At 67.7% G+C, this 25,050-nt stretch carries 25 protein-coding genes; 11 read left to right on the top strand and 14 right to left on the bottom strand.

All coding sequences use genetic code 11. From position 1 onward, the window contains the following. Window positions 1–57: 57 nt before the first annotated feature. The 3 genes from KF689_11890 to KF689_11900 all read left to right on the top strand — a co-directional run bounded on the left by KF689_11890 (window position 58) and on the right by KF689_11900 (window position 2,160). Window positions 58–768 (top strand): SDR family NAD(P)-dependent oxidoreductase, encoded by a 711-nt coding sequence (locus KF689_11890; protein ID MBX3134071.1) that lies wholly within the window; start codon window positions 58–60, stop codon window positions 766–768. Window positions 769–1,055: 287 nt separating this feature from the next. Next, window positions 1,056–1,439: a hypothetical protein gene (locus KF689_11895; protein MBX3134072.1), complete on the top strand. Its 384-nt coding sequence runs from the start codon at window positions 1,056–1,058 to the stop codon at window positions 1,437–1,439. Then, on the top strand, window positions 1,432–2,160 hold the full coding sequence (locus KF689_11900; GenBank protein ID MBX3134073.1) for a DUF998 domain-containing protein: 729 nt from the start codon (window positions 1,432–1,434) through the stop codon (window positions 2,158–2,160). The genes KF689_11895 and KF689_11900 overlap by 8 nt, the downstream gene beginning before the upstream one ends. A gap of 205 nt (window positions 2,161–2,365) precedes the next feature. On the opposite strand, the gene KF689_11905 is transcribed toward KF689_11900, so the two are convergent. The 4 genes from KF689_11905 to KF689_11920 all read right to left on the bottom strand — a co-directional run bounded on the left by KF689_11905 (window position 2,366) and on the right by KF689_11920 (window position 6,438). After that, window positions 2,366–4,999, bottom strand: a complete 2,634-nt coding sequence (locus KF689_11905) for an ABC transporter permease (GenBank protein ID MBX3134074.1) — start codon at window positions 4,997–4,999, stop codon at window positions 2,366–2,368. After that, entirely contained in the window at window positions 4,999–5,334 is a 336-nt protein-coding gene (locus KF689_11910) for a PadR family transcriptional regulator (GenBank protein ID MBX3134075.1), read from the bottom strand. The genes KF689_11905 and KF689_11910 overlap by 1 nt, the downstream gene beginning before the upstream one ends. Before the next feature lie 66 nt (window positions 5,335–5,400). After that, a complete protein-coding gene (locus KF689_11915) occupies window positions 5,401–5,757 on the bottom strand; it encodes a winged helix-turn-helix transcriptional regulator (protein ID MBX3134076.1) in 357 nt (118 codons plus the stop codon). A 27-nt stretch (window positions 5,758–5,784) separates the two neighbouring features. Continuing rightward, entirely contained in the window at window positions 5,785–6,438 is a 654-nt protein-coding gene (locus tag KF689_11920) for an SRPBCC family protein (protein ID MBX3134077.1), read from the bottom strand. A 108-nt stretch (window positions 6,439–6,546) separates the two neighbouring features. Between KF689_11920 and KF689_11925 the strand changes: the two genes are divergently transcribed. Continuing rightward, the gene (locus KF689_11925) at window positions 6,547–7,023 is read left to right on the top strand and encodes a hypothetical protein (protein ID MBX3134078.1); all 477 of its coding nucleotides are present in this window, start codon (window positions 6,547–6,549) and stop codon (window positions 7,021–7,023) included. A 559-nt stretch (window positions 7,024–7,582) separates the two neighbouring features. Further along, complete coding sequence (locus KF689_11930) at window positions 7,583–7,915, top strand: type II toxin-antitoxin system PemK/MazF family toxin (protein MBX3134079.1); 333 nt, start codon at window positions 7,583–7,585, stop codon at window positions 7,913–7,915. A 210-nt stretch (window positions 7,916–8,125) separates the two neighbouring features. Here the strand turns inward: KF689_11930 and KF689_11935 are convergent, their stop codons facing one another. Further along, entirely contained in the window at window positions 8,126–8,356 is a 231-nt protein-coding gene (locus KF689_11935) for a hypothetical protein (protein ID MBX3134080.1), read from the bottom strand. 66 nt (window positions 8,357–8,422) lie between these two features. Between KF689_11935 and KF689_11940 the strand changes: the two genes are divergently transcribed. The 4 genes from KF689_11940 (at window position 8,423) to KF689_11955 (ending at window position 11,981) form a co-directional block, all read left to right on the top strand. Further along, a complete protein-coding gene (locus KF689_11940; protein ID MBX3134081.1) occupies window positions 8,423–9,520 on the top strand; it encodes a hypothetical protein in 1,098 nt (365 codons plus the stop codon). 127 nt (window positions 9,521–9,647) lie between these two features. After that, on the top strand, window positions 9,648–9,974 hold the full coding sequence (locus tag KF689_11945; protein ID MBX3134082.1) for a dihydrofolate reductase family protein: 327 nt from the start codon (window positions 9,648–9,650) through the stop codon (window positions 9,972–9,974). An 84-nt stretch (window positions 9,975–10,058) separates the two neighbouring features. After that, window positions 10,059–11,471 carry a beta-lactamase family protein gene (locus KF689_11950; protein ID MBX3134083.1) on the top strand — a complete coding sequence of 471 codons (1,413 nt, stop codon included), beginning with the start codon at window positions 10,059–10,061 and terminating at the stop codon, window positions 11,469–11,471. A gap of 84 nt (window positions 11,472–11,555) precedes the next feature. Next, window positions 11,556–11,981 (top strand): hypothetical protein, encoded by a 426-nt coding sequence (locus KF689_11955; protein ID MBX3134084.1) that lies wholly within the window; start codon window positions 11,556–11,558, stop codon window positions 11,979–11,981. Here KF689_11955 and KF689_11960 read toward each other — a convergent pair. After that, window positions 11,978–12,895 (bottom strand): DUF2785 domain-containing protein, encoded by a 918-nt coding sequence (locus KF689_11960; GenBank protein MBX3134085.1) that lies wholly within the window; start codon window positions 12,893–12,895, stop codon window positions 11,978–11,980. The two genes, KF689_11955 and KF689_11960, sit on opposite strands and share 4 nt — an antisense overlap. 117 nt (window positions 12,896–13,012) lie before the next feature. Here KF689_11960 and KF689_11965 point away from each other — a divergent pair, with 117 nt between their 5' ends. Beyond that, complete coding sequence (locus tag KF689_11965) at window positions 13,013–13,402, top strand: hypothetical protein (GenBank protein ID MBX3134086.1); 390 nt, start codon at window positions 13,013–13,015, stop codon at window positions 13,400–13,402. Here the strand turns inward: KF689_11965 and KF689_11970 are convergent. The 4 genes from KF689_11970 to KF689_11985 are packed head-to-tail and all read right to left on the bottom strand — an operon-like array spanning window position 13,399 to window position 17,528. After that, the gene (locus KF689_11970) at window positions 13,399–14,568 is read right to left on the bottom strand and encodes an ABC transporter permease (protein MBX3134087.1); all 1,170 of its coding nucleotides are present in this window, start codon (window positions 14,566–14,568) and stop codon (window positions 13,399–13,401) included. The genes KF689_11965 and KF689_11970 overlap by 4 nt on opposite strands. Further along, complete coding sequence (locus KF689_11975) at window positions 14,565–15,707, bottom strand: ABC transporter permease (protein MBX3134088.1); 1,143 nt, start codon at window positions 15,705–15,707, stop codon at window positions 14,565–14,567. The genes KF689_11970 and KF689_11975 overlap by 4 nt, the downstream gene beginning before the upstream one ends. Then, window positions 15,704–16,393 (bottom strand): ABC transporter ATP-binding protein, encoded by a 690-nt coding sequence (locus KF689_11980; GenBank protein MBX3134089.1) that lies wholly within the window; start codon window positions 16,391–16,393, stop codon window positions 15,704–15,706. The genes KF689_11975 and KF689_11980 overlap by 4 nt, the downstream gene beginning before the upstream one ends. Window positions 16,394–16,406: 13 nt before the next feature. Further along, complete coding sequence (locus KF689_11985; GenBank protein MBX3134090.1) at window positions 16,407–17,528, bottom strand: efflux RND transporter periplasmic adaptor subunit; 1,122 nt, start codon at window positions 17,526–17,528, stop codon at window positions 16,407–16,409. Between the two features lie 550 nt (window positions 17,529–18,078). Between KF689_11985 and KF689_11990 the strand changes: the two genes are divergently transcribed. After that, on the top strand, window positions 18,079–20,193 hold the full coding sequence (locus tag KF689_11990; GenBank protein MBX3134091.1) for a hypothetical protein: 2,115 nt from the start codon (window positions 18,079–18,081) through the stop codon (window positions 20,191–20,193). A 24-nt stretch (window positions 20,194–20,217) separates the two neighbouring features. Here the strand turns inward: KF689_11990 and KF689_11995 are convergent, their stop codons facing one another. The 4 genes from KF689_11995 to KF689_12010 form a co-directional block, all read right to left on the bottom strand. Beyond that, window positions 20,218–21,531 carry a M56 family metallopeptidase gene (locus tag KF689_11995; GenBank protein ID MBX3134092.1) on the bottom strand — a complete coding sequence of 438 codons (1,314 nt, stop codon included), beginning with the start codon at window positions 21,529–21,531 and terminating at the stop codon, window positions 20,218–20,220. After that, entirely contained in the window at window positions 21,528–21,863 is a 336-nt protein-coding gene (locus KF689_12000) for a BlaI/MecI/CopY family transcriptional regulator (protein ID MBX3134093.1), read from the bottom strand. Before KF689_12000 ends, KF689_11995 begins: the two co-directional genes overlap by 4 nt. A 120-nt stretch (window positions 21,864–21,983) precedes the next feature. Further along, window positions 21,984–23,714, bottom strand: coding sequence for a glycosyltransferase (locus KF689_12005; protein ID MBX3134094.1), 1,731 nt, complete (start codon window positions 23,712–23,714; stop codon window positions 21,984–21,986). Next, window positions 23,711–24,985, bottom strand: coding sequence for a hypothetical protein (locus KF689_12010; GenBank protein ID MBX3134095.1), 1,275 nt, complete (start codon window positions 24,983–24,985; stop codon window positions 23,711–23,713). The genes KF689_12005 and KF689_12010 overlap by 4 nt, the downstream gene beginning before the upstream one ends. Window positions 24,986–25,050 lie beyond the last annotated feature (65 nt).

Raw genomic sequence — 25,050 nt, forward strand, 5'->3', positions numbered from 1 at the left:
TGAGTGGGGTTTGACGGCATATCCCGACCAGAGACGCACCCCAACACACCACAGAGAATGAAGAGCGCCGTCATCATCGGAGCGTCGTCAGGCATAGGTCGCGCGCTGGCCGTCACGCTTTCGCGCGCGGGCTATCGCGTTGGCGTTGTCGCGCGGCGGACGGACCTGCTCATATCCCTCCGGGAGGAGCTCACGGGTGCCTGCGTAATCAAGACGGTCGATGTGTCCCTGCCGGAGTTGGCTATGCCTCTCGTGCGAGAGCTCATCGACGAACTCGGCGATGTCGAGCTCTTCATCGTGAGTGCCGGAACGGGTTTCGACAACGCAGACCTGAGGTGGGAGCCTGAGAGGGAGACGATTGCCGTGAACGTGTTGGGTTTCGCGGCCATGGTCAATGTGGCCGTGGCTCACTTGGCGGCTCGGCGATCGGGGCATCTCGTCGGAATATCCTCCGTTGCTGCCGTGAGAGGTGTGGGGACGGCGCCAGCGTACGCGGCGTCCAAGGCCTTCGTGTCGAACTACCTTCAGGGCGTGCGGTATCGCCTGAAGAAGCTGAAACTGCCCATCATCGTCACCGATGTGCGACCCGGCTTCGTCGACACACCGATGGCAGGAGGGGATTTCTGGATGACTTCACCACAAACGGCAGCTCGGCAGATCGCCGCCGCGATTCGCAGGCGAACACCACAGGTGTACGTGACGCGGCGTTGGCGGCTGGTCGCGTGGTTGATGAAGGTCGTCCCCGATGCTTTGTACGCAAAGCTGTGAACGATGAGACCGGCAACACATCCGACGGTTATTCTGGTCGCGGGCGCGTTGGTGATCCGGCGGCCGGCGATTCGTGCCGCGAAGCAGGATCTGGCGGCGGTGCTTACGGAGGGATAGGGATTTGCGCTCGCATCTATGAACTGATCTCGCTCCCGTTGCGCGCTCGGATTGTCGCTGCCACTGGTCAGCGGTGGTAGCAACCTCACACTGCCTGCTCGTCGCGCTGGTCGAGGGCGCCGTCCGTCCTCCAAGCCGAGTTCGAGAGTGCGCGAGAACCCAAGCTTCCCATGCGAAAGCAATACTTCTTCCGACCTTCGCCGCGCGGCCTCCTCGCGTGGGACGTGGATCGCCTTATCGCGCTAACACGCGATAATCCGCGTGTGCTTGTGGCACTTGCCGATATTCGAGAGTTGGACGAACCCGTGTTCGGGTCCGACGAACCGGCAACGTGGCGCAATCTGTTGATGCATGTCCGCCTCATCGACGATGCAGACTCGCAGTATCCCATCATCCTCGCCGCAGACGGTCGCGTGATGGATGGCATGCACCGCGTGGCGCGCGCGGCGCGGTCGGGACAGCATTCGATTGAGGCTGTCAGATTCGCGACGGACCCGGAGCCCGATTATGTCGGGAGGGATCCTGGCGAGCTACCGTATCCGGACGATGCCTGACGACATCCCGATATCCATGACCTACCTTACTCCCGTTGCGCGCTCGGATTGTCACCGCCTCTGGTATGCGGTGCTCGCGACCGTACTCTTTGTGCTCGTCGCGCTGGTCCAAGGCGCAGTCCGTCCCGATTACGACGCGTGGCACCAGTCCATAAGCGCGTTGAGTCTCGGTCCGGGCGGGTGGGTGCAAGACGTTGCGTTCGCTTTCTTGGGCATAGCACTCCTCAGCACGGTGCCTGTGTGGCGGCGAGCACTCGCAGACGGAGTAGGCGCGCGCGCGTATCCGGTCCTCATTGCACTCACGGGCATCAGTCTCATCGCGGCGGGCTGGATTCCACAGGACCCGGCACCAGGCTATGATCCTGAACTACTAGGACACACGCTCCCGACCATCACCGGCCTCATCCATTTGGGAGTGGCAGGCGTCGGTGCGCTCGCCTCGAGCATCGCGCTATTCGTCATGGCTGCCAGATTCGCTACGCTGCCCGACTGGTTGGCCTGGGCCACCTACTCGCGCGTGACCGGAGTGCTCACCATCGTCTGTGTCGTCGTCTACGCGGTCTGGAGCACGCACGCCAGCGGATTCGCCGGAACGTTCGAACGGTTGGTCATCGTCCTCCCCGGCGCGTGGGGATACGCGGTGGTCTCACGTTTATCCTCAGGGACTCCCTTTGTCGTGTCGCACGCGCCAAAGCGAGTCGACGCCGCAACCGCGGCATAACGATGCTGCTGCCGACGGCCACGCTACTGAAGCGCCGGCTGCGCCGCGCCTTGTGTTGGAATGCTCGCAGCAGAAGCACACGTTCTCCGGACGAATCCAAGCTCCACCGCCAGGCATGCGCAACGCCCGGAACACGCGTGTCTGCTTCGACTCACACGCGTCACGACCGAAGAATGGTGAAGCAGTCCGGACTCTCCGCCGACCATCAGTCCCGCAGCGCCACCGCCGGATCAATCCGCGCCGCCCGAACCGCCGGCAACGCACACGCCACGCCCGCCACCAGCGCAATGAGCAGCAGCACCACCGCGTGGGTTATCACGTCCAAGTGCGACACGCCGTAGAGCATCGTCCGCAATCCGCGCAGTCCGAGCACGACGGCGACGACGCCGATCACCAGTCCGACCGACGTCACCCTTGCTCCGAACGAGAAGACCAGCGCCACGATGCGGCCTGGCGTCGCCCCAACCGCCGCGCGCAAGCCAAACTCACGCGTCCGCTCCGCGACGATGCCGGCCATCATTCCGTAGACGCCCGCAGCCGTGAGCGCGAGCGCAGACAGCGCAAAGATCTCGAACAGCAGCAGGGTGAACCTCCGGTCCGCGGCGGTCTCGGAGATCATCGCGTCCATCGTGGTCAGGCGCGCCACCGGATGGTCCCGCTCGACGCTCCAGACGGCTTCGCGCACGGCCGGCGCGAGCGTCGCGATGTCGGTGCTCCCGCGAACGACGAGCGACTGCGTGTGATGAGCGAAGCGCCACTGCCCGGGGGTGGTGTACACGGCATCCGGCGTGTCGCCGGCGAGCGACAGTTGCTTCACGTCGCCCACGATCCCCACCACCGTGTACGGCTCACCAGTCGTCGCACCGATCCACAGGCGCTCGCCGATGGGATCGCGGTCGCGGAAGTAGCGGCGCACGAACGCTTCGTTGACCACGACGCTGCGCGGCGCGCCGTCGCGGTCGGCCGCTGTCAGCGTGCGGCCCGCCTTGAGTGGGATGCGGAGCAGCTCGAGATAGCCCGGGCTGACGGCGTAGCGGAAGATCTCGCGGCGCTCGGCTGGCGCCACGTCGGGCGGCGATGCGAGGGTGACCCCATACGCTTCGTGGTCGCCGCTCAGGGGGAGCTGGCTGGTCAGCGCCACCTCGGTCACGCCAGGCACGCGGAGAATCGCCGCGCGCACGTCATCGAAGTAGCGGTCCACGGCACCCGGCTCGGTGTATCGGCGCGGTGATGCCTGCACCTGCATCGTCAGGATGCCCTGCGCGTCGAATCCGGGCGACACCGCGAGCAGCTGCCGCATCGAACGCAGCAGTAGCCCGCTGCCTGAGAGGAGCACCAGCGCCAGCGCGACTTGCGCACCGACGAGGACACTCCTGATGCGGCGGCGTCCGCCAGCGACACGCGCGGTGCCGAGGTTCAGGTGCAGGCTGCCCTGCCCTGACGCCTGCAAGGCCGGCAGCAGACCCACGACGAGGCTCGTTACGGTCGTCAGGACGATCGCAAAGAGGAGAATCGGCGTGTCAACCGCGATGACGTCGACGCGCGAGAGTCCGGCGGGACTCGCAGCGACGATGGCGCCCACTGCCGCGCCGGCCATCGCAACGCCGACAGCGCCGCCGATGAGCGAGAGCAACAGACTTTCGGTGAGCACCTGCCGCAGCAAGCGCGTCCGGGAGGCGCCGAGCGCGGCGCGGAGCGCGAACTCCTCACGCCGACGTGCCCCGCGCGCGAGCAGCAGGTTCGTCACGTTGACCGCCGCGAGCAGCAACACGACGCCGACCGCGGCGAGCACCGCCCACAACGCGGGACGCACGTCGCGTGTCAGGTCGTCCTGCAGCGACGACGCGCTTACGCGCAGTTGCGTGCCGTAGGTCGAGGGCCGCAGCTCGGCGATTACCTGAGCGCTAAGCTGATTGAGCTCAGACTCCGCCGTGCTCGCGTCTACGCCAGGTCGCAGCCGCCCGATGGTTCCGAGGAAGTGCCCCCAGGCGGGGCCGGACTCGAGGCCGAACTGCAGCGGGCTCCACACATCCGCACCCGGGAGCAGCACGTTCTCGAAGTCCGCTGGCATCACGCCGACAATGGCAACGTCTTCATCATCCAGGCGCAGAGTGCGCCGGAGGATCTCCGAGTCTTCGCCGAAGTGCTGCTGCCAGAGTCGGTGGCTGATGATGACCACCGGCACACTGCCGGGCCTGTCGTCCTCTTCACGGAAGTCGCGGCCGCGGGTGGGCGCCACGCCGAGCGTTCGCAGGTAGCTCGCGCTCACGCGCTGCCCCGAGAGTCGCTCGGGCCGCCCGTCGCCGGTGAGCGTCGGCGACCACGGCGTGTGTACGGCCATTGCTTCGAAGCTGCGCGAACGCCTCGCGAGCTCGTGGTACATCCCGAACGTGCCGGGATTCCGCTCGCCAGTCGCCGACCACTCGACGACGGCCCGCACGCGCTCGGGCGCCGGATACGGCAGGGAGTCGAAGAGCACCGGCCGCAGCGCACTCACGATGGCGGTCGCCGCGCCGATTCCGATGGCGATGGTGCACACCGCGACGAGGCTGAAGACCCGATTGGTCCACAGCCCGCGCCACCCGTAGCGCAGATCCGCGAAGAACGTCGCGACCGCGCGCTCCCAGCCGACGCTGCGCAGCTCAGCGCGAACCTGCGTCGCCCCGCCGAGCTCGAGCTGCGCGTACCGACGCGCTTCGGCTGCGGACATTCCCTGCGCGCGTCCTTCAGCCTCCAGCGCCTCGCGAAAGTGGGCCACCTCGTCGGCAACGTCGCGGTCGCGCGGCGCACGATCCCACAGGTCGGCGATGCCGCGCGACAGCTGCCGCCACAGGGACATCAGCCTTCCACGCCGAGCAGGCGAGCTACGGCGGCGGCGCGGAGTTGCCATCCCTCCGTCTCGACCTTCAGACGCTGACGGCCCTTCTTGGTCAGCGAGTAGTACTTCGCGCGCCGCGAGTTCTCGGTGATGCGCCACGCGGACTCAACGGAGCCATCGCGCTCCAGCCGTTGCAGCGCAGTCAGCAACGACCCCGGGTTCACCTTGAACACCTGCTTCGAGACTTGCTCGATCCGACGCGCGATGCCGAAGCCGTGGAGCGGCTGCAGACTCAACGCCCGAAGGATGATTACGTCGAGCGTGCCTTGGATGACGTCGGTGCCGTGCTCTGCCACGTGGTCTCGCCGCGAGGGGTCGCAAGGAACGTGGGTGCCTTCCTCTTGATTGTCAAGATGTGACCATCAGTAGGAGTTCCTCGGACGCCCGCTGGATTTTCGCTCGCGTCGACCCCTTGCCACCTCGGTCGCGAGCGCGTCGAGGCGCGGCAGCCACGTTGACCTGAACGTGGCGAGCCACGCATCTACCGACCGGAGTGGCGCGGCGTCCATATGGTAGATCCGGCGCGATCCGTCACGCTGCACCGACGCGAAGCCCGCCTCGCGCAACACGCGGAGCTGCTGCGACACGGCGGACTGCGTGATGCCGAATTCCTTGGCGATGACGGCGACCACCTCGCCCGAGGCGTGGGGCTCGTCACGAAGCAACTCGAGGATGCGTCGCCGCACCGGATCGCCGAGGATGTCGAACGCGTTGCTCACGTCAGGGATGTCTCAGGGCGTCGGCAGTCATTCGGGCTCCGGTTGTCCGGTGTAGAACGCGACGGTACGTTCGGCCGACAGTCGAGCCGTCCGCTCGTCCGTACCGGACGCAACCGCGGCCTGCGACCACGCGTCGGCGCTCCCGCGAATGAAGCGAAGCCCATCGTCCGACTGCGTCCAGGCCTCCGCCGCCGCCGCGTCCATCGGGACACCGCTGACAAGGTACGCGTCCAGTCCGCGAAGTCCGAGGTCCCAGCCGACACCGCCCGCACCGGGCCCGTAGCGATCCCAAAACTTCTGGCCCTCCTCCGTGATCGGCTCGATGTGCTCGAGGACGAGGAGCGTGCGCCGCTCGCCGTCAGCGGCCAAGCTGACGTGCAACCAGCTGAGCTGTCCGGCGAACTCCCAGGTCACCTCGAGTCGGTCCGGTGGATCGCAGGTCTCGATGACACCGCCCGCGTTGCCCTCGAGCTGGTACCGCCCGCCGACGCGCAGGTCGCCCGACACCGGGAGGAACCAGCGTGGAAGCCGCTCGCGGTTTGTGAGCGCGTCCCAGAGGTCGGCGCGATCCGTCGGATAGCTCCGCGTGGCGACGATTGATCGGGCCGGCTGGCCACGGTGCGTGCACTGCCGGACCTCGCGCACGGTGGCTCCAAAGTGACTGCTGCGATTCAACGACATTGGCGCTCCGAGGAATATGAGGGCTGGGTAGCGCCAGCGGAACATATTAGCTATTGCTTATATTCGTCAAGGGAGGTTCACCCCGTAGCCTGGCGTGAGCTGTCGTATATGTTCCCGGTCGGTTCTGGTACTGATGTTCCCGATCGTTCACGCGCACCCCGACCCGTGGCCGCTCAAGCCGACGTCCGCCGCATTGCGATGACGCTTCCCGGAACCGAGGAGGAAACGGGGCGATTCGCGTTCTCGGTTCCGATCAAGGGAAAGCTGAGCAGCTACGCGTGGGTGTGGCTGGAACGGCGGGAGCCGAAGAAGGCCCGGGTCCCGAACCCCTCCGTGCTGGCGCTCCGCGTCGCGAACCTCGGCCAGAAGGACCTGATGCTCCAGGCAGATCCCATCAAGTTCTTCACCGAGCCGCACTACAATGGCTACCCGGCGGTGCTCCTCCGCTTGAACGCCGTGCGCGTCACGGAGCTACGGTCACTGCTGACGGAGGCGTGGCGCTGCGTGGCACTGAAAGCGGGGAGTCCTATTTCGCCGGAATCGCCGCGCCCGCAGCCGACGCGCGCCAAGAAAGGAGCTGGCTAGCGGATACCCGCATTGGCGATCGGACCTGTGCGCAGGCGTCGGACTGCTGATCTTCTGCGTCGTGGTCGTGGCGAACAGGGCAGCGGTGAATTGCACTGGTTCTCGGCGGCCGGCCAGTGGATTCGGTCCCGCGGCGGACCGGGAGACGGTCCCGGAGAGTTCCGCAGGCTCCGCCGGATCCTGCGCCTACCCGGCGATTCCCCCCTCGCAGAGGACGGACTCAGTTCGCGGATGACGTCGTTCGACAACGCCGGCACACTCGTGCGTACTGTGATGCTGCCCGCCCACTCGTGGTCACGGCGCTCGCGGACGGGCACGTCGTTGGCGTCTCCCGCGATGCAGACGGCGTGGAGCGCCCGCAGCAGCACAGGTCATCGCGCCCTAACCGACTTCCGTACCATCGCCGGTGTGATTACATCGTGATTACCGTCCTTCGGAGCTCCCAGTGAAGACCCGTCGCGTCCCCGCGCGCTGGCTGGGCCGAGGCCGCCGCGAAGTTCGGAGCGAGCGGCCTCGTCGATGCGCCCTCCGCCACCCGCTTCGACGACGAAGAGTGGACGTGGTAGACGTCCCGGTCCGCCGCGGCGACGTCTGGCTCGTTCAGCTCAATCCCACCCGGGGGCGCGCGATTCGCAAGACGCGGCCCTGCATCGTCGTCTCCCCCGACGAGCTCAACGCGCATATTGGCACCTTCATCGTCGCGCCCCTCACCACGGGCGGCCATCCCTACCCGTTCCGCATCCCCGTGCGGTTCAGCGGCAGGGACGGCCGCGTGGTGCTCGACCAGCTCCGCACCGTGGACCGCGAACGGTTGGTCAAGCGCCTCGGCGCCCTGACGGCCCCAACGCTGGCGAAGGCGCTCGGTGTACTCGGCGAGATGTTCCGCGCGTGACGGCACGATAGCGACGCTTATTGCCGACGGCTACGGTATACCGGCTACGGGCATTCGCGCGTTCTAACAAGTGCCCGATTCAAACCATCCGCGTGCACCGACCATCCTAGTGGATACCTACTCCTCCACTAGAGAAGTCCGATGCCTCGGCTCACACCTTCCCGCTGGATCATCAGTACCGCGCTGGGCCTGCTGTGCCTGACCAACACGCTAGCCGGTCAAGTGCCGGCAAGGCTTCTCGATGCACAGCAGGCGCAGGAGGACTTTGATGTTCTGCATCGCGCGCTCGCCGAGGCGCACGGTGGCTACACGCGCTTCGTAGCGAAGGCCGAACTTGAGCGGCGCTTCGCGGCCCATCGCGCTCGGCTCACGCGGCCGGTCGGTCAGCTTGAGTTTGCCGGCATCCTCTCCGAGGCGATCGCGGAGCTTCGCGACGGCCACGCACGCTTGGAGTTCGATTCTACGACTGCCGCTGCGCTTGTGGCGGCCCCGCAACTGCCGCTGCGCGTGGCGCTCGAACAGGACCGTCTTGTCATTCGACTCAACGACTCGCCGGCCGACCGTTCGCTCGCCCCCGGCCTGGAGATTGTCAGCATCAACGGGCGTGCCTCCGCTGAGCTCCTGCGCATACTCTGGCCGAAGGTCGCGGGCGACGGCTTTATCGAGACCGGAAGGCGGCATCGTTTGGCACAGGAGTTTCCCCGTCTCCACTGGCTCTACATCGAACAATCAGCCACCTACACCGTCGTGGCACGCGACGCAGACGGTCAGCTGGTGACTGCAACGCTGCCGGGCGTGACGGATCTCGAGCGCCGCTCGGCCTCGAACGCCGTCAACGCCACGTTTGCCCAGAACGCCACACGCCTAGACGGGCCGCCGGGTCGCATTGCACTTGAGTTCCTCGACGAGGGGCGTGTCGCACGCCTCCGCGTCCGCGCCTTCGATGGCCAGACGTTCGTGGCGACGTTGGACAGTGTCTTTCGCGAGTTGCGTGCGCGCGGGACTCCAGCGCTCATTCTCGATCTTCGCGGCAACGGCGGTGGGGTCGACGAGTACGGTGCCCGGCTCGTCTCGTACTTCGTGGACACACCGTTCCGCTATTTTGATCGGATTCACGTCACGACGATCGCCCCGTCTTTCGCCACGTGGCTGCCTCGCACGTTTGACGCAATGCGGGCGGGCACGGTCGCTGATCCAGCCGGCGGCTTCCTCGTGACGCCGGAAAGGCATTCCGGCGTCGGTGGGCAGCAGCCAGCACCGGACGGATTCCGCGGTCGCCTCGTGGTCCTCATTGACGGAGGAAGCTTCTCCACAACCACCGACGTGGCCGCTCAACTGCGCTCGCGCAACCGAGCCATCTTCGTGGGTGAGGAAACCGCGGGCACCTATGAGGGCAACACGTCGGGTTTGAACGCGCTGATTGTGCTGCCCCACTCGCGGTTTCGGCTGCGCGTGATGATGTATGGGTACTGGAATGCCGTGACACCCGTACCAGGGGGACGCGGCGTGATTCCGGACCACCCCGCGCCATTGCGCGTCGCGGACGCCCTAGCCGGCCGCGATCCGGCGCTTGAACTCGGTATAGCGTTGGCTAAGCAGCCATAGCTCCCTGCGCAGTGGTGTAACGAGGCGTGCTGCTGACGTCCAAGGCCGCCGGAACCAGGCGACTCTGCAGGTACGGCAGTGCAAGGCCGGCGAGGCGAACGTCGGCGCATTCATTCTTGGGCGCAATATGTTCGGTCCGATTCGCGGCCCTTGGCCCGACGACTCGTGGCGCGGATGGTGGGGAAAGAATTTTCCCTACCACACGCCGACGTTCGTGCTCACGCACCACCCGCGCCCATCGCAGGAGATGGAGGGTGGCACTGTCTTTCACTTCGTGACCGAGGGCATTCGTACGGCCCTGGACCACGCGCGATCCGCGGCCGGAGACAAGGACGTGCGGCTGCTCGAGGCTGCCGCAACGATTCGGCAGTATCTCGAGGCCAGCTTCGTCGACGAGATGCACATCGCGGTGTCCCCGCGCCTGCTCGGCGCCGGGGAGCCCTTCTGCGCCTAGTCGCGGGCGGGGGACTTGACGCTAGGCATCGAGGATTGCACTTTTTATCGCAAAGTGCTTTGTGTTTCTTCAACGTCAAGTCCCGTGCTACCCTCATTCGCTGCTGTCGCGTCGCTCGTCCGCCGCATCGTCCCACTCCTGCTCGCGGCCGTAGCCGCCAGTTCCACCGCGGCCACCGCGGCAGCCGCGTCCCTGCAGGACCCGTCGCTCGACGCATTGGCTGCGGAGCAGGTCGAGAGCGGGCGCACGATAGGGCTCGCCGTGGCGGTCGTGCGTGGGCGCGACACGCTGCTCCTCCGCGGCTATGGCCGAGCCAACGTCGAATGGGACGTGCCGATGCCGGCCGACGCGATGTTTGAAGTCGGTTCCGTCGCCAAACAATTCGCGGCGGTCAGCATTCTCTTGCTGGTGGACGCCGAGCGCCTGCGGCTCGACGACGACGTGCGCATCTGGCTACCGGAACTCGACACGGACGGACGCCGCATCACGTTGCGCCATTTGCTTTCGCACACCGCCGGCATCTTCCGCTTCACCGAGGAGGCGGCGTGGGAACGCAACCTCTTCACCCCCGGCTTCCCGCGCGACTCGGCCGCAGCGCTGATCCGCCTCACGCCGTTTCGTTTCGCACCCGGCGAAGCGCAGGCCTACAGCAATGCCGGCATCTACCTCATCGGCCTCGTGGTCGAGCGCGCGAGCGGACAACGGTACGAAGACTTCCTAGCGGAGCGGATCTTCGCGCCGCTCGGGATGACGCGCTCGATGGCCTGCGACTGGCAAGCGAATGTCGCGCGTCGGGCGCAGGGCTATGCCCTGCAGGGCGGCGGCGTGCGGCGCGTGCCGATGGTGAACTACGGTTGGGTGTTTGCGTCCGGCAACGTCTGCTCCACCGCCGGCGACTTGATCACCTGGCTCCAGGCATTGCACGGGGGGCGGCTGTTGTCCGCGACGTCATACGCGGAACTGGTCCGCCCCGCGTCGCTCGCGGACGGCACTGCGCTGCAGTACGGGCTGGGCATCAAGGTCGGAACGGACCAGGCGGGGCAGCGCTACATCGGGCACGGCGGCACCGCGCCGGGGTTTCGTGCGGATGTCACTTGGTACCCGGACGCGCAGCTCGGTGTCATCGTCCTGATGAACACGTCCGCGCCGAATCTGTCGGCGTCCACGCTCGCCGCCACGCTGGCGCACCGCGCGCTGGCACTGCCGCGCGAAGACCTCCGTCCCTTCACGGGCGACCCCACGCCCTACGTCGGCCGGTATCGCCTCGTGGTGGGCGGCAATCAGCCCGACCTCGTGATCGAGGTATCGGCGTCGCCGGAGGGCCTGCGGTTCGCCCCCGCCGGCGGGCGTCCGCAACTGCTGCCCTGGGTGGGGGGACGCTTCTACGCCAATAACACGATGACGTTCACGTTCGGGCGTCCCGGTGGCGGCGCCGGTCCGATGACCGAACTGCGGCGGGATGACGCGGGGAACCACAGCGTGCTGCAGCGGGAGTAGGCGAGGTCCCACGATGTCACCGGACCTTGTGGTGGAGCCCCAAAACGCGTAGCGTGGCGTCCACACTCTTCGGGAGCCGCGACAATGGGTCAGATCAATGTGGGGCGGATGCTGCTTGGCGGACTGGTCGCCGGCGTGGTGGTCAACGTCGGCGAGACGCTGCTGAACGGCGTGTTCCTGATGGATCAGTGGACTGCCGCGCGCGAGGCGCTCAACGCCGGCCCGGAGCCCGCGTCGGCCCTGGCGTACTACGTCGTGTATGGATTCCTGGTCGGCCTCGTGATGGTCGCGCTCTACGCGTCGATTCGTCCTCGCTTCGGCCCCGGAGCCAAGACCGCAGCCATCGCGGGCCTGTTCGTGTGGACGGCTTCGTGCCTCGGGTTCGCCGTGCTGAACCTCGCCAGCGGCCTGTACCCACAGGGGCTCGTCTGGACCGGCGCGGTGGGCGAGCTGGTGCTGTTCCCCGTGGCTGCGGTCGTGGGCGCGATGGTGTATCGCGAGGACGGCTAGTTCGACGTACGCAGTCCGCGCTGCGCGGATTCGACACCCGGCACGAGGAGTGCCAGCGGAGACGCGGGTGCACTCGACGCTACCTCCCGGAGCCGTGCGAGAAACGCCGAGGCGTTGTGTCGCTCTGCCGAGTCAGGTTGCGAGCGCTGCGCCGGCGCAATCACGCGGGCGAGCCACGAGGTCCATTCCGCTTCGGTGAGCGCCTCGCGACGTGCCACGGCGAGGACCGGTCCGGCGAGTCGCTCGGGCTCCCCGGCAAGGTACCGCTGCCCCGACGGCAGGAGCTGCGCTTCCACGGCGTCCAGAATCATCAGGCGCTGGTCGTGCGTGACCTGCGGATTGAACGCCAGTTGCATCAGGAGATCGGCAGCGTGTGCCACGCCGTGGCGCCACCCGTCGCGCTCGTCGAATCCCCGATAGTCGGTGATACCGCGCAGGTACTCCGTCGCCGCGGTCACCAGTTGCGCGCGGTCGGCCGGGAGGAGGTAGGGCTCGACCCAGTCGGTCCGCGCGACTTCCGACAGCACGAGGGCCGCAAACGGCCGTATGAAGCCGTCGCCCTCCGGGCCACGGAGATCGTCCAAGAGTCGGACGCGCAGGGCGACCAGGGTCTGCTCCGTGAGCTGCTTCCCGCGCATATAGGCGGTGAGCGCCTCGTATGCCACGCCATCGCGAATCTCGGGATCAGCGTCGCCAAGGCATCCGGCGAGCGCGATCGCAAACGCGTTTCGTCGCACGTCGTCGGCAATCACGAACTTCTCGCGCTTGAGCGCGAGGAGCTCGTCGCGGTCGAGTCCCAAGGGCGCACACTCCGCCGAGGACGCAGGGCCGGCCGCCGAAGCGAGGTCTTGCGCCCGCAACGGAAGCGCAAGCACGAAGGCCAGCACCCCCACGTCCGCCCACCGTCTCAGCATACGCGAATACTCGCGTGCGATGGCAGCGAGTGCAACCGTGCGAGGAAGTCGCTTGACACCCGATGCACGTGCTTGCAGTAGTTGGAAGCGGGGCGTACCTCTCCGGAAGACTGAGCGATGACCTTCACGAAAAGCATTACCCTCGGCCTCTTGCTCGTCCACGGATTCCTTCTGCTCTGGGCGACGGTCGGCTTCATCGAGTGGTTCTGGGAAACCCCACCGTGGCCCCGCGTGAGCAATCCCGAGTTTCCTCGGGACGTCCTGTTCATTCAGTGGACGCTGACGCTCGCGGCCGGGATCGTCTTCATCGTCGGCTTCATCCTCGCGTGGCCGCGTACGCCGATTGCCTTGGCCTGCGTCTACGCGGCGATGGCCGCCTTGTGCGCCGTCGAAACGACCCGGTATATGCAGAGCGATACCCGATACATCGCGATGGCGCTGGAGTACGTTGCCTACGCCGCCATCCTCGTCTTTCTGTTCCGCTCGAGTTCGTTTCCGCCGAGTTAGCGTCGAATCGCCTCCACCACCTGCAGCTTCGACGCGCGTCGGGCGGGGAAGAAGCCGCCAAGGATCCCCATCGCGGCGGCGAACGCGAGCCCAAGCACGAGCAGGCCCGGCGTGACGCGGAAGGCGAAGGCTATTTCGCTGAAGCTCGCCCAATTCGTCGTGTTGGCGACGATACCGTTGATCGGCAGCGCGAGCAGGCAGCCGATGGCCCCGCCGACCAAGGCGATCAGCGTGGATTCGGCGAGGAAGCTGACCAGCACGCTGCGTGGGTGAAAGCCGAGCGTGAGCAGCACGGCGATCTCCGACCGGCGCGACGCCACCGCGGCGTGCATCGTGTTGACGGCCCCAAACACCGCGCCGACCGCCATAATGGACGTGATGACAATGGCCAGGATGCGCAGGACGGTCCCGAGCACCTCCGACTGCTGCGCATAGAACTCGATCTCCCGGTACGCATCCACCGTCACTCGGCGGTCTTCCTCGAGTGCGCGCTTGGCCTCGGCGAAAGCGCCGGGATCGGCGAGACGAAACGTGATGGACTGATACACGCTGCCGCGCATCACCGGCATAATCTGTTCATTGAGGCCCCACACTTCCGACTCGAAGGACGAACCGGCGGCGGTAAAGTGGCACACCACCTCCCACGTGGCGCCGGCGATGCGCAGGCCCTCGCCGAGGCCCGTGTTCGGGAAGCGCCCGACCAGCTTCTCGCCGACGCAGACCTCGTGCCGTCCGGGCTCCGGCACACGGCCGGCGCTGACGGCGAGGTTGACGCGCACCTGCCAGATGCGCTCACTCACGCCGCGCACCACGACGTTGGCCATCTGCGTCGTATCCGCCGCGCGGCCAAGCGGAATCACCGTAAACACCTCGGGACTCGCCAGCGGGACGCCGCTGGCATCGCGCGCGACGTGCGGCGAGGACAGAATCACGCTCGCGTCCGCGCGGGAGATGCCGCTCGACAGCTCGGAGTCCGCTCCCTTGCGGAGGATGAGGACGTTGTCCGGCGATCCGGTGGACGTCAGCGCGACCGCGAAGCCGTTCGCCAACGCGAGCATCGCCACGAAGACCGCCACCACGAGCCCGACGCCGACGGCCGTGAACGCGGTCGAGACGGGACGCCCCTTGAGGCTGCGCAGGTTGTACACGATGGGGATGCGGATCATTCGACGTTCCTCAACGCAGCGATGACCGATAGGCGCGCGGCGCGGACGGCCGGGGCGATGCCGCTGGCGACCATCAGCAGCACCGCGATGGACGTGCCGAGCACCAGGGTCGATCCCGTCACGTCGAAACCGGGCAACCATCCGCCGGCATTGAAGTCGGTGACGCGGTAGAGCAGCTTGGCGCCACCGAGGCCGAGCAGCGCGCCGAGCAGCGTGATGCCGCCTGCCTCGGCCAGCACCAGCACGAAGAGCCGGCGATCGGTGAAGCCGATCGTCTTGAGGATGGCATACTCCCGGCCGCGCTCGCGCGTGCTCATCATCATCGCGTTGGCGGTCACGAGCAGGATGGCGAAGACCACCGCCGTACCAATGGCGTTGAGGAGCAGCGAGACGTTGCCGAACATCGTGGCGAAGCTGGCGTTGAACGCCTGCTCCGTCCCCGTCTTGGTGGGAGCCGGGGAGTTGCGGAACATCTCGTCAATCGCAGTCGCTACGTCCGCCGCGCGCTCCGCCCGGTCGATCCGCAGCACATACCATCCGGCGTTCCCTTCGCGGCCCGTGCGTTCGTCGAGATAGTCCCAGTGGAACATCATCGCGTCGTCGTTGATCGCCTTGTCGGTGGGCGTGTAGATCCCGCGGACGGTGAAGGTCCAGTCGCCAGGGAAGATGGTGCCCTGGAGCGTGATGGCCTGCCCGACCTGCCAGCCGAAGAGGTCCACCAGCCGCGCGCCGATCAAGGCCCCGCCGCGGTCGGCGAGGAACGCCGCGCGGTGTTCGGGCTCGACGTGCATCTCGGGATAGAGATCCAGATAGCTCTCCGCGTCCACCGCGAAACTCGCGAAGAAGCGCTTGCCGTCTCCGTAGCGCCCGCCGAACCAGTTGATCCAACTGACGTTCTCCACACCCTCCACGGCCGAGAGTCGGTTCGCGTACGCGACCGGCATCGGGAAGGTGAAACCGGTCGAGTTGGTGGTGATCAGCCGCCGCGCGCTGCCGAACTGCGACGCTTTGTCGAGCGTGGTGAGCACGGTCCGCAGCGAGGCGAAGAGGAAGAGCGCGAGGGCCACGCTGGCGACCGTCAGCACCGTCCGCCACTTGTACCGTCCGAGGTTGGCACGCAGCAAGCCGAAGAACCTCATCGCGCCGCCTCCGCCTGTTCGACGAAGACACCCTTCTCGAGATGGAGCCTGCGCGTGGCGTGCTGCGCCGCCTGCGCGTCGTGCGTCACCATCACGATCGTCTTGCCGAACTCCGCGTTGAGGCGGCCGAGGAGGGTCAGCACCTCCTGCGAGCTGCGTGCGTCGAGCTGGCCGGTGGGCTCGTCGAGCAGGACGAGCGTGGGGTCGGCGACGATGGCCCGCGCGATCGAGACCCGCTGCTCCTGGCCACCGGAAAGCTGCCGGGGATAGTGCGACATCCGGTCCTCCAGCCCAACCACGCCCAGCGCGATGCGCACGCGCTCCTCACGTTCGGCCCTGGAGAGCCGCGTCAGCAGCAGCGGGAGCTCGACGTTCTGAAAGGCCGTCAGCACCGGCAGCAGGTTGAACGACTGGAAGACGAACCCGACGTGCGCACTGCGCCAGGTGGCCAACTTGGCGGCGCTCATCGCGCTCACCTCGGCGTCCTGCACGCGGACGCTGCCCGCCGTCGGGCGGTCAAGGCCGGCAATCAAGTTGAGCAGCGTGGACTTTCCCGAGCCCGACGGGCCCATCAACGCCGTAAACGTGCCTTGCTCGATGTCCATCGTCAGGCCATCGAAGACGTCGATGCGTTCGGCGTCGCGCTGGAAGCTCTTCGAGACGTTGCGGATCTCCACGAGGGCCATCGGTTACTCGTCGTTAGGGGATGACTCGGACTTTCATACCCGCCGCCGGGTCAGATACCCCGGCGACGAGAACCTGCTCGCCGCCCACGAGCCCGCGGCGAATCTCGCGGAACCCGGCGCTCACCGGGCCTGCGTCCACCTCGCGCGACACCAGCCGCCCGTCGCGGACGACCCAGACAACGCTGCGACCCGCGACCGTGCGCACGGCGTCCTGCGGGAGCCGGAAGCGCGGCGGCGCGCTCGCAGCGGAGCCAGCGACGTCGACATCCGCCGGCGACTGCGCCGCGACGAAGTCCACGCGCGCCCCCATCTCGGGCAGGATCCGCGCATCGCGGTCGACAATCGACACCTTGACCTGCACCGTCGCCCGCTGGCGATCGGCCGTCGGCACGACCTGCCGCACGCGCCCGCGGAAGGCAGTGTCCGGATACGCGTCCAGCGTGATGCGTGCGTCCTGCCCGTGTTGCACGCGTCCGATGTAGGCCTCGTTCACATCCACCTCGACCTCAAGCGTCGTGAGATCGGCCATCGTCACGACGGCGCCGCGCGTGAGGCCGCCGCCGACGGACGGCGCCACGACCTCACCGACCTCGGCCTCCTTGCGGAGGACCGTGCCGGTGAAGGGCGCACGGATGATGGTGTTCTCCAACGACGCTTCGGCGAACTGCAGCGACGCCACGGCCGCCTCGACGCGAGCGGCCGCTGTCGTGGCCCGCGCGGCCGCCTGGGTCGCCCGACTCTCGGCGAGTTCCACTTCCTGCTGCGCCGTGAGACTCGCGTTGCCCGCGCGAATCTGCTGCAGCCGCGCGGCGTCACGCTGGAGCTGGTCGCGCTCCGTTTCGGACTCTGCGAGTTGGGCCCTGGCACCACCGACGTTCGCCCGGGCCTCCGCCACCGCCGCTGCATAGTCGTCGTTCTCCAGCCGCGCGATGATGGCTCCGCGTTGCACGTACGAGCCCTCGCTCACGCTCAGCACGGCAAGACGACCGGGAATCTTCGCCGCCACGGCGGCCCGCGTCCGTGCAACCACGTAACCGTTGGCCGTCACCGCGACCGCACCCAGTGGCGCGGCGCGCGGGCCGCTCTGCTCCAGCGGAGCCGCGACGACCACCTGGACCGGAGTGCCAGATCTCAACAGGCTCCATCCGGCAGCACCGGCCGCCGCGAGCACCAGTGCAGCGGCAGCCCACGGCCAACGTCGCCGTGCCGAGGGCGTGGGAGGCGTGCTGCGGTCGATCCGTAACTTGGACAGGTCGTGTACTGGAGAACTCACGACCCGAATGTAAGGCGAAAGGTACTGACGGCAAGTGGACGAGTACGCTGAACTCGTTCAATCGCATCCTGAAGACTGCTCGCGAGCGCACTGGCGGTTGGCCGAGGAACGCTTTGGCCCAAGGTCTCGGGCGACGGTTTCGCGGGACCGTGGACGGCTGGTGCGCTGGTTGACGGCGGCAGCTTCTCCACGACCGCCAATGTGGCAGCGCCGTTGCAATCCAGGGACCGCGGAGCGATTCTCGACCACGTCGCGCCACTGTGGGTCGCGGAACTCGTGACCGGCCGCGATGCTGCTTGCTATCGTCGTGAGCCGCCTCCCGGGGTGCTACTCCTGGGGGACGTAGCCCTCCACCGACGGCCCTCCCCACCGACACAAACGTTTCCAAGGCGCTGCGCGTCTACTGAACGCTATGCCCCACCGCCTGATCCATTCGATGACGAACGCCCAGCGTGGGGCGTTGCTCGCGGTGCTCGGCACCGCCGTCATCCTCGTGGTCGTCGCCTCCTACCGGGTCCGACTCGGCTTCGGGCCCGTCGGCGACGTCCTGATAGGGTTGACCGTCTTCGCTGCGATGGCCGCCGCGTACGGGATCCTGCTGGCGAGCGTGGTGCGGTTCGCACACCGGTTCGTGACCGCCCAGCGCGCGTTCATCCTGGGTATCCTGTTCGCCGCCGCCGCGCTCCTCGGCGTGCTTGCCGGGCTGGGTCCGGTGCGGACGCTGGCCACGGCCGCCTTGCTGTCGGCAGGGTTCTGGGGGGCGACCATCGCTGCGTTGCGTGCGCCGGACCGGAGCGGCCCGGGACGCCGGCCCTACGTGCTTCTGGCCATCTCTGTCCTGCTGACCGTCGCGCTCGTCAACTCCGCCTTCGCACCGTTGACCAGCGCTGCGCCGGACGTACCGGCTACGCGTGTCCTCGGCTTGGTCACTCCGGGGGACGTCGCGGTCTCGCAGTTCCGATACGGCAGCGCTGGTGACGCGCGACGCGATGCACGCTACGGTGCGGAGGCGGCGGTGCGGACCGCCGCCGTCGATCTGACGCCCGTCCTGCCCGGGCATCACGGCCTCCGCAAGTTCGTGCACGCGCGCTACTGGGGGCTGGACGTCGCCGCCTCGCCCGTGAACGCGACGGTCTGGGTGCCCCAGGGGAGCGAACGCGTGCCGCTGGCGCTGCTAATGCACGGGGCAGCCGTGGAAGAGTCCTCCGAAGAAGGCCTCGCATACCTCGGCGAACAGCTGGCCAGCCACGGCATCGCCGCAGTGAGCATCGACGCCAACTTCCTCAGCGGACCGTGGATCCGCGAGGGTGACGGCGCGGTGGCGGCACGCGAACGCCTTGCCATCGCGCACCTCGTCGCCCTCGACTCGCTAGATCGTGATCCGCGCTCGCCGCTGGCGGGCCGGATCGATCGCAGCCGGATCGCGCTAATCGGCCACTCGCGCGGCGGCGAGGCGTTGACGGCCCTCGCCGCAAATCGCGGCCGGATCCTCGCCACGCCGGTGCCGAGCGCCGGCTTCGATTCCACGTTCCGGTTCCCCGCCATCGTCGCACTCTCGCCAACCGAGGGACTGCTTCTCCCTAACGGGCGCGATCTCGTCCTCAACGGCGTGAGCTACCTGCTCGTGCGCGGTTCGCAGGATGCCGATGTCCCGCCGGAAGCCGGCGCCGGGCAATACTCCCGCGTTGCGTGGATCGACGGCAGCGCGCAGTTCAAGTCGGCGGTTGTCCTGGAGGGCGGGAATCACGTGCAGTTCAACTCGCGTTGGGGACGTCGCGATGTCGCGCTCCCGCTCGGCTGGCTGCTCCGCGACGATCCCGTGCTCGACGGCGCGGTACAGCGTGAACTCACGACGGCGACCGTCTTGGCGTTCCTCGAGAATGCGCTGGCGGCGCGACCGGACGGCTATCGGCGCTTCCAGCAGCGCGTCGACGACGTGTCAGCGGCCAGCGGGGTACTCATCCGTCGACGCATCGCGTCCGCGCAGGGCACGATGCTCGAGACCTTCGAGCGCAACGCCGATCCGTTCCGCGGCGATCGCCGCGGCGTGCAGGTCTCGGCCGAGGGATTCTCCATCTGGCGCGAATGGCGTCGGCGGCGCACGGGCAACGCGATGGTGCAACTCGTCTGGCCGGCACAGGCTACAGCGGCGCGGTTCACGCTCAGCGTGGGTGCGGGTGCCCCGGCGCCCGTCATCCGGCGCGGAAGCCATCTCGTCTTTGCCGCCGTGGGTCAATCGGGCGAACAGGACGTCGGCGTCGAGGTGGAGACCAGCGACGGTCGCGTGAGTGCCGCCACGGTGCACGTGAGCGCGGACCCGGAGTTCTCGCAGCGTGCCCAGCGCTATCGATCGCGGTTGCTCGAGGAACGGCTCATCATCGGCTCGTTCCCGTCGCTGCATACCTACAGCGTGCCGCTGGATTCGCTGGAGGACGGCGCGGTACTGCGGCAAGTGCGCTTCGTAGCGCCGGCAGGCCGGCCGGGCGCAGTGATGCTCGATGACATCGGACTGCGCCCGCCGCACTAGCCGGCGGCGAACCCGGCTGGCGCCTCACCGCGCCAGCGTGAACACAAACGGCTGCTGCACCAGCTGCTTCACCGCCTCCCCCTTCAGTTCCGCCGGAACGAAGCGCAGCGCCGGGAGCGCCGAACGCACTGCCTCCTCGAACTCCGGCATCGACGAGCGCAGCACGCGGAAGCTCTCGAGGTCGATCCGCCCGTCGGTGCCGACGATGAACTGCGCGAGGACCTCCCCCTCGACGCCCTGCTCCCGCAGCGCCGACGGATACCGCACGCCGGGCCCACCCGGGACTTGTGCGGCGGGCCTCTCGGTCTGGAAATCGAAGTACACCTGCTGTCCATCTTTCTGGGCCGCGACTTCGGCGACCTTCGGCGACAGCGGGGAGTCGAGCGTCGCCGCGCAGGCCGCAACGACGGTCACGACGGCGAGCAGGGCACTGCCGATCAACAGCGCCTTGCGACGAACGGGGCCTACGGTTCCGGTGGTCATTGCGCGAATCCTCGCTTCGAGTTGGGACGGTCGTGCGGAGAATGCGGGCGCGCCGAGCCGAGGCAGTTGGCGAGGCAGGGCCGCGGTGAGGTCGAGCAGCAGCGTGCCGTACGCGCGCGCGGGCACGCCGCTGCGCAGCACGCGCGTATCGCAGTCGAGTTCGGTCGCCAGTCGCATGCGGCCGAAGGCCCACCACGTGAGTGGGTTCCACGCCGTGAGCACAGCGACGGCCGCGCCCGCGCAGAGGAGCGATGGGTCGCGCGCGGTGATGTGCGCCTGTTCGTGCGCGACCACGAGCTGTTGTTCTTCGAGCGGTCGCTCGAGCAGCCAGCGCGGCACCACGATCTCCGGATTGCGCACGCCAATCACGGCGGGGCCGAACGCTTCGCTGAGTCGCACGCGCACATCACCGATCTTCGTGTACGGCGCGCGGAGGACGATTGCCCGATTGATCGCATAGCCAAGCACGAGGAAGAGCGCCGCGAACGCGCTGCTCGCGATCCACGCCGTACGGACCACGTTGCCGGCATTCTCTGGAAAGAGCGCGAGCGCACGCTGCGCGAATGCGGCGATGCCCTCGAGGAGCGGCGTCACGAGGATCGGTGCGGCGAGGCCGCCGGTCGCGGCACTCGAGGCGACGGCCGCGGCCGATGCGGCGTCAGCCGTCGCGAACATCCGCCACGGCGTGATGAGCACGAGGGCGGTGCCCAGCAACATCGCGCCCAGCCACACGAGGCGCGTCTGGTACCGCAGCCGTCGCAGGCTGCGGTCGAGCGTCCAGGCGCCGAGCGCGAGCAGCGCGGCGCTCCAGACGGCGACAAAGAACATCGGCAGGGTGAGCGGGCCGGTGGTCATTCGTCCTCCTTCAGCCGCTCGGCCAGCAACTGGCGCAGGCGCTGCACTTCATCGCGCGAGAGGTCGCGGTCGGTGAGGAGCTGCGCGACCATCTGCTCGGCCGATCCGTGGAAGATGGCGTCGCGGATGCGGCGCAGCGCGCTCCCCCCGGCCGCCTCGGCCTCGATGGTGGCGAAGTAGCGGTACGCGCGTCCCTCGGACTCGTGCCGGACGTAGCCCTTATCCTCGAGGGTCTGCAGGGCGGAGAGCACGGAGGTGTAGGCGAGCTTTTCGTCGAGATCCTCGCGGACCTCGGCGACGGTGGCCGAGCCGCGCCTCCAGAGGCTGCTCATCACGGCGAGCTCTCTGGGAGGGAAGTAGATGTGGGACACGTGTACCCCCTTTTCAGTACGGAATATTCAGTAGGTTAGGGACGTAGGCGGTTTCTGTCAAGCTCGACTGTGCACCGTCACTCAGTTCTCGCGCCGTTCCCCGGCCGCATAATGATGGAACCGATCGTGCGTGATCACTGACGCCAGCAGCACCGCGAGCCGGACTTCCCCGCGCAATGTCCGTTCGAAGAAGTCAGCCATCCAACTGGCCTCCGATGGGTCGGGCAGCGGGGATTCGAGGAACAAACGCCGGTTGCCCGCGCGGCTCACCAGCTGCGGCCAGTTGCAGTAGTAGACCTCGCCGTCGGCATAGGACACGTCCCCGACGCGGCGGATGGTCTCGAAGCGGGTGGACGGCCCGTCAGGATCCACCCCCGTGCGCGGCAGCTTCGGCTGCTCCGGCCACACCGCGGCACGGGTCGCATCCGACACGTTGTACCAGGCGACCTGCACGTTATTCGTTCCGTAGAACTCCGTGAACGACAGCTTGAGGGCGTCGTACTGCTCCAGCTCCATTATGTGCAGCACCACGTCGCGCAGCTCGGGCACGTAGCTGCGGAAGCCGCTGCGGCAGAGCGGAGGGGCGGACGCATCGTTGAGGAGCATATCGTCCTCGATGAACACGTAGTAGTCCGCATCGGTCGCGTCGAAGTGCTCGGCGACGAACTGACGGCCGCCGGAGATGCCGCCGTTGCCCTTGGGGTGGTAGAGGATGCTGGCACCGAAGCGCTCGGCAACCTGCCGATTCTCGGCCTTGGCCTCGTCTTCCGTGCTGTGGTCGAGGATGAACAGCTGCTCGAAGCGGAACCCCGCGCGCCAGCTCTCCAGCGTGCGCGTGAGTTGGTCGGGCGCGTTGAAGGTCACAACGTATCCCGAGATCCTGCGCTCCGGCCGGGCGAGGGCGAGCGCGCGGCGACGTTCCTTCCGCGTCGCCAGCGGGTCCGGGCTGACCGCGCGGTAGGTGGCGTTGGGCGCGGGCCGCGGGAGCGTGCGCACGAATTCGAAGAACGGCTGCAGCAGCCCGTGGTCCTCGTCGCGAAGCTCGTAGCGGCGGTACAGCTCCGGCTCCTCGAGGGCCATCAGCGTGAAGACGCTCTCCTCGGTGCCCATCTCGCCCTCGTGCAGGGTCGCCGAGAGCAGGGCGTAGTAGTGCTCGTTGACCTCGGCGAGCACGTCGCGGTGTCCTCCGAAGAATCCCCCGCGACAGACGTACTGCGGATCGACGCCACTGAATCGTCGCATCCCGGCGCGGGTGAACCCGTGGATCTCCGCGCCGTCCCGGTACGGGAACGACACGAAGAAGAAGCGGTCGAGCAGCGACCACACGCGGTCGAGGACGCGCTCCTCGCTGAAGAGCTGGGCAGGCACGGTGCTGGTGATCGCGCCGTCGATCCAGGCGAAGTGCGACGAGCCGAACGGATTGCCGATGCGGGCATCGTTCAGCAGGAACATCTTCGACATCACCATCGGGTTGTACAGCGGCAACGTCGCCTGCGGCGACTCGGCGAGCCACGTGGCCTGCGCGCGCCAGGCCGGGTTGAGGCGGATCGCCTCGACGAGCCGGTAGAGGTCAAAGCGTTCGCGGAACGACGCGGCCGGGCGTTCGATGAATTGCGTCGGCCGGCCGGCGCGCTGCGCCTCGACGAACTCGCGCAGCGTCGGATCGCCGTAGATGACCATCGGCGCGTCGGCCAGGAGCAGCTCGCCGAATCGCTCCCGGTACTGCGCGAAGTCCCGGCGGAATCCCGTGCCGGCTTGGTCGCGCCCGAGATCCCAGATGCCGGTGACGAAGGTGGTCAGGTCGAGCGTCACAGCGACCTCACGATCGGATGTCCCCATCCGTGCACCCGGCTGTGCGGCCAGACGAGCCAGCGCGCGGGGCGTTCATCGGTGACGAACTCGCGCCAAACTTTGCAGTAGCCGTCCGGGTCGGCCTTCATCCGCGCGATCTCGGCCTCCTCGGCGTCCTGCCGGAAGAGTTCCCGGTCGTCGGCGCTCTTGAACGCCACGACCCAGCGGTCGTAGTCGTCGTGCGGCACGAGATCGTATCCGACGTCGAGGCAGTGCCGGAACACGGGGACGCACGATGCGTCGAAGGCCTCGCGGGACAGCTGCGCATTGTCCTCGTGGCGTGGCGGCCTGTGGTCCTGCACCGCTTGGGTGATCGCCCGACGCCGGAAGCTGATGCCGGCAAAGCGCTCGTAGTCTTCGAGACTGCGAGCCTGCCCGAGCCCATACGGCCCCGTCTGCTCGGCGGCGACTTCATCGGGGCGGTCACGATACGCATCCATTCCGAGCAGCCGTCGGCAGCGGTCGTGCGTGGCCTCGTTGAGCCGTCCCCACTCGCGATGGTCGTCCCAGTGCTTCGCGCGCCCGCGGCGGGTGTACTCGTGCCACGCGACGTGCCGATGCGGATGGAACAGGTCGTACCCGTGGGTGAAGGCGCGCACCGTGATCGTGATCTCTTCGCCGTGGAAGTAGAACTCGGGATTGTGCTGGACCTCCCGTGCGAACTCGCCGATGGTGAAGGCGAAGTGCGCGGAGTAGAACCGCGCCGGCTCGGGTTCGTCCATCGACGGCCAGCCGGCCATCGCTTCGGGACGAAAGAATATCGCCCCTTCGGGAATGAAGCGGTCGAAGGTGAGGCGCCACGGATCCGGCGCGCGTGCGGCCGGGTCCTGCGACGGATCGTACGACGGCAGGTAGGCCGTCAGGAGCGGCTTCGCGACGCCGCGTGAGCGGAGTCCTTCGAGCATTTCCATGCAAGTCGTGTCCCAGCCCTCGGCGAAGCGGTGGTGCGAGTCGAGCTGCAGGGTGTATGCCTCGCCCGCGTAGTGCTGCTGGATCTTGTGGCGTGCCCAGCAGGCGCCGCGGCTCTCAGCGTATGGGATGTCGAGCAGCGTCAGGCGGCAGCGCGTGCGCAGCGAGTCAAACTGGTCAATGCTGGCTTCGTCGCCGTGCTGCCACGCGACGCAGATGTGCAGGCGTTCGGGTGCAGTGGCGTTGTCGAGGAGACTGACGAGCGTGGGGACCAGTTCGGGGTCCCGATACGCAGCCATCTGCACGAAGAGCGTCGCGGACATCGAGAGAGCGTACGGGGGGGAGCGGCGCGCGGGTCAGGGCCGCTGGCCCTGACCCGCGTACGGAA

Source organism: Gemmatimonadaceae bacterium (assembly GCA_019637355.1).
Lineage (GTDB): Bacteria > Gemmatimonadota > Gemmatimonadetes > Gemmatimonadales > Gemmatimonadaceae > Pseudogemmatithrix.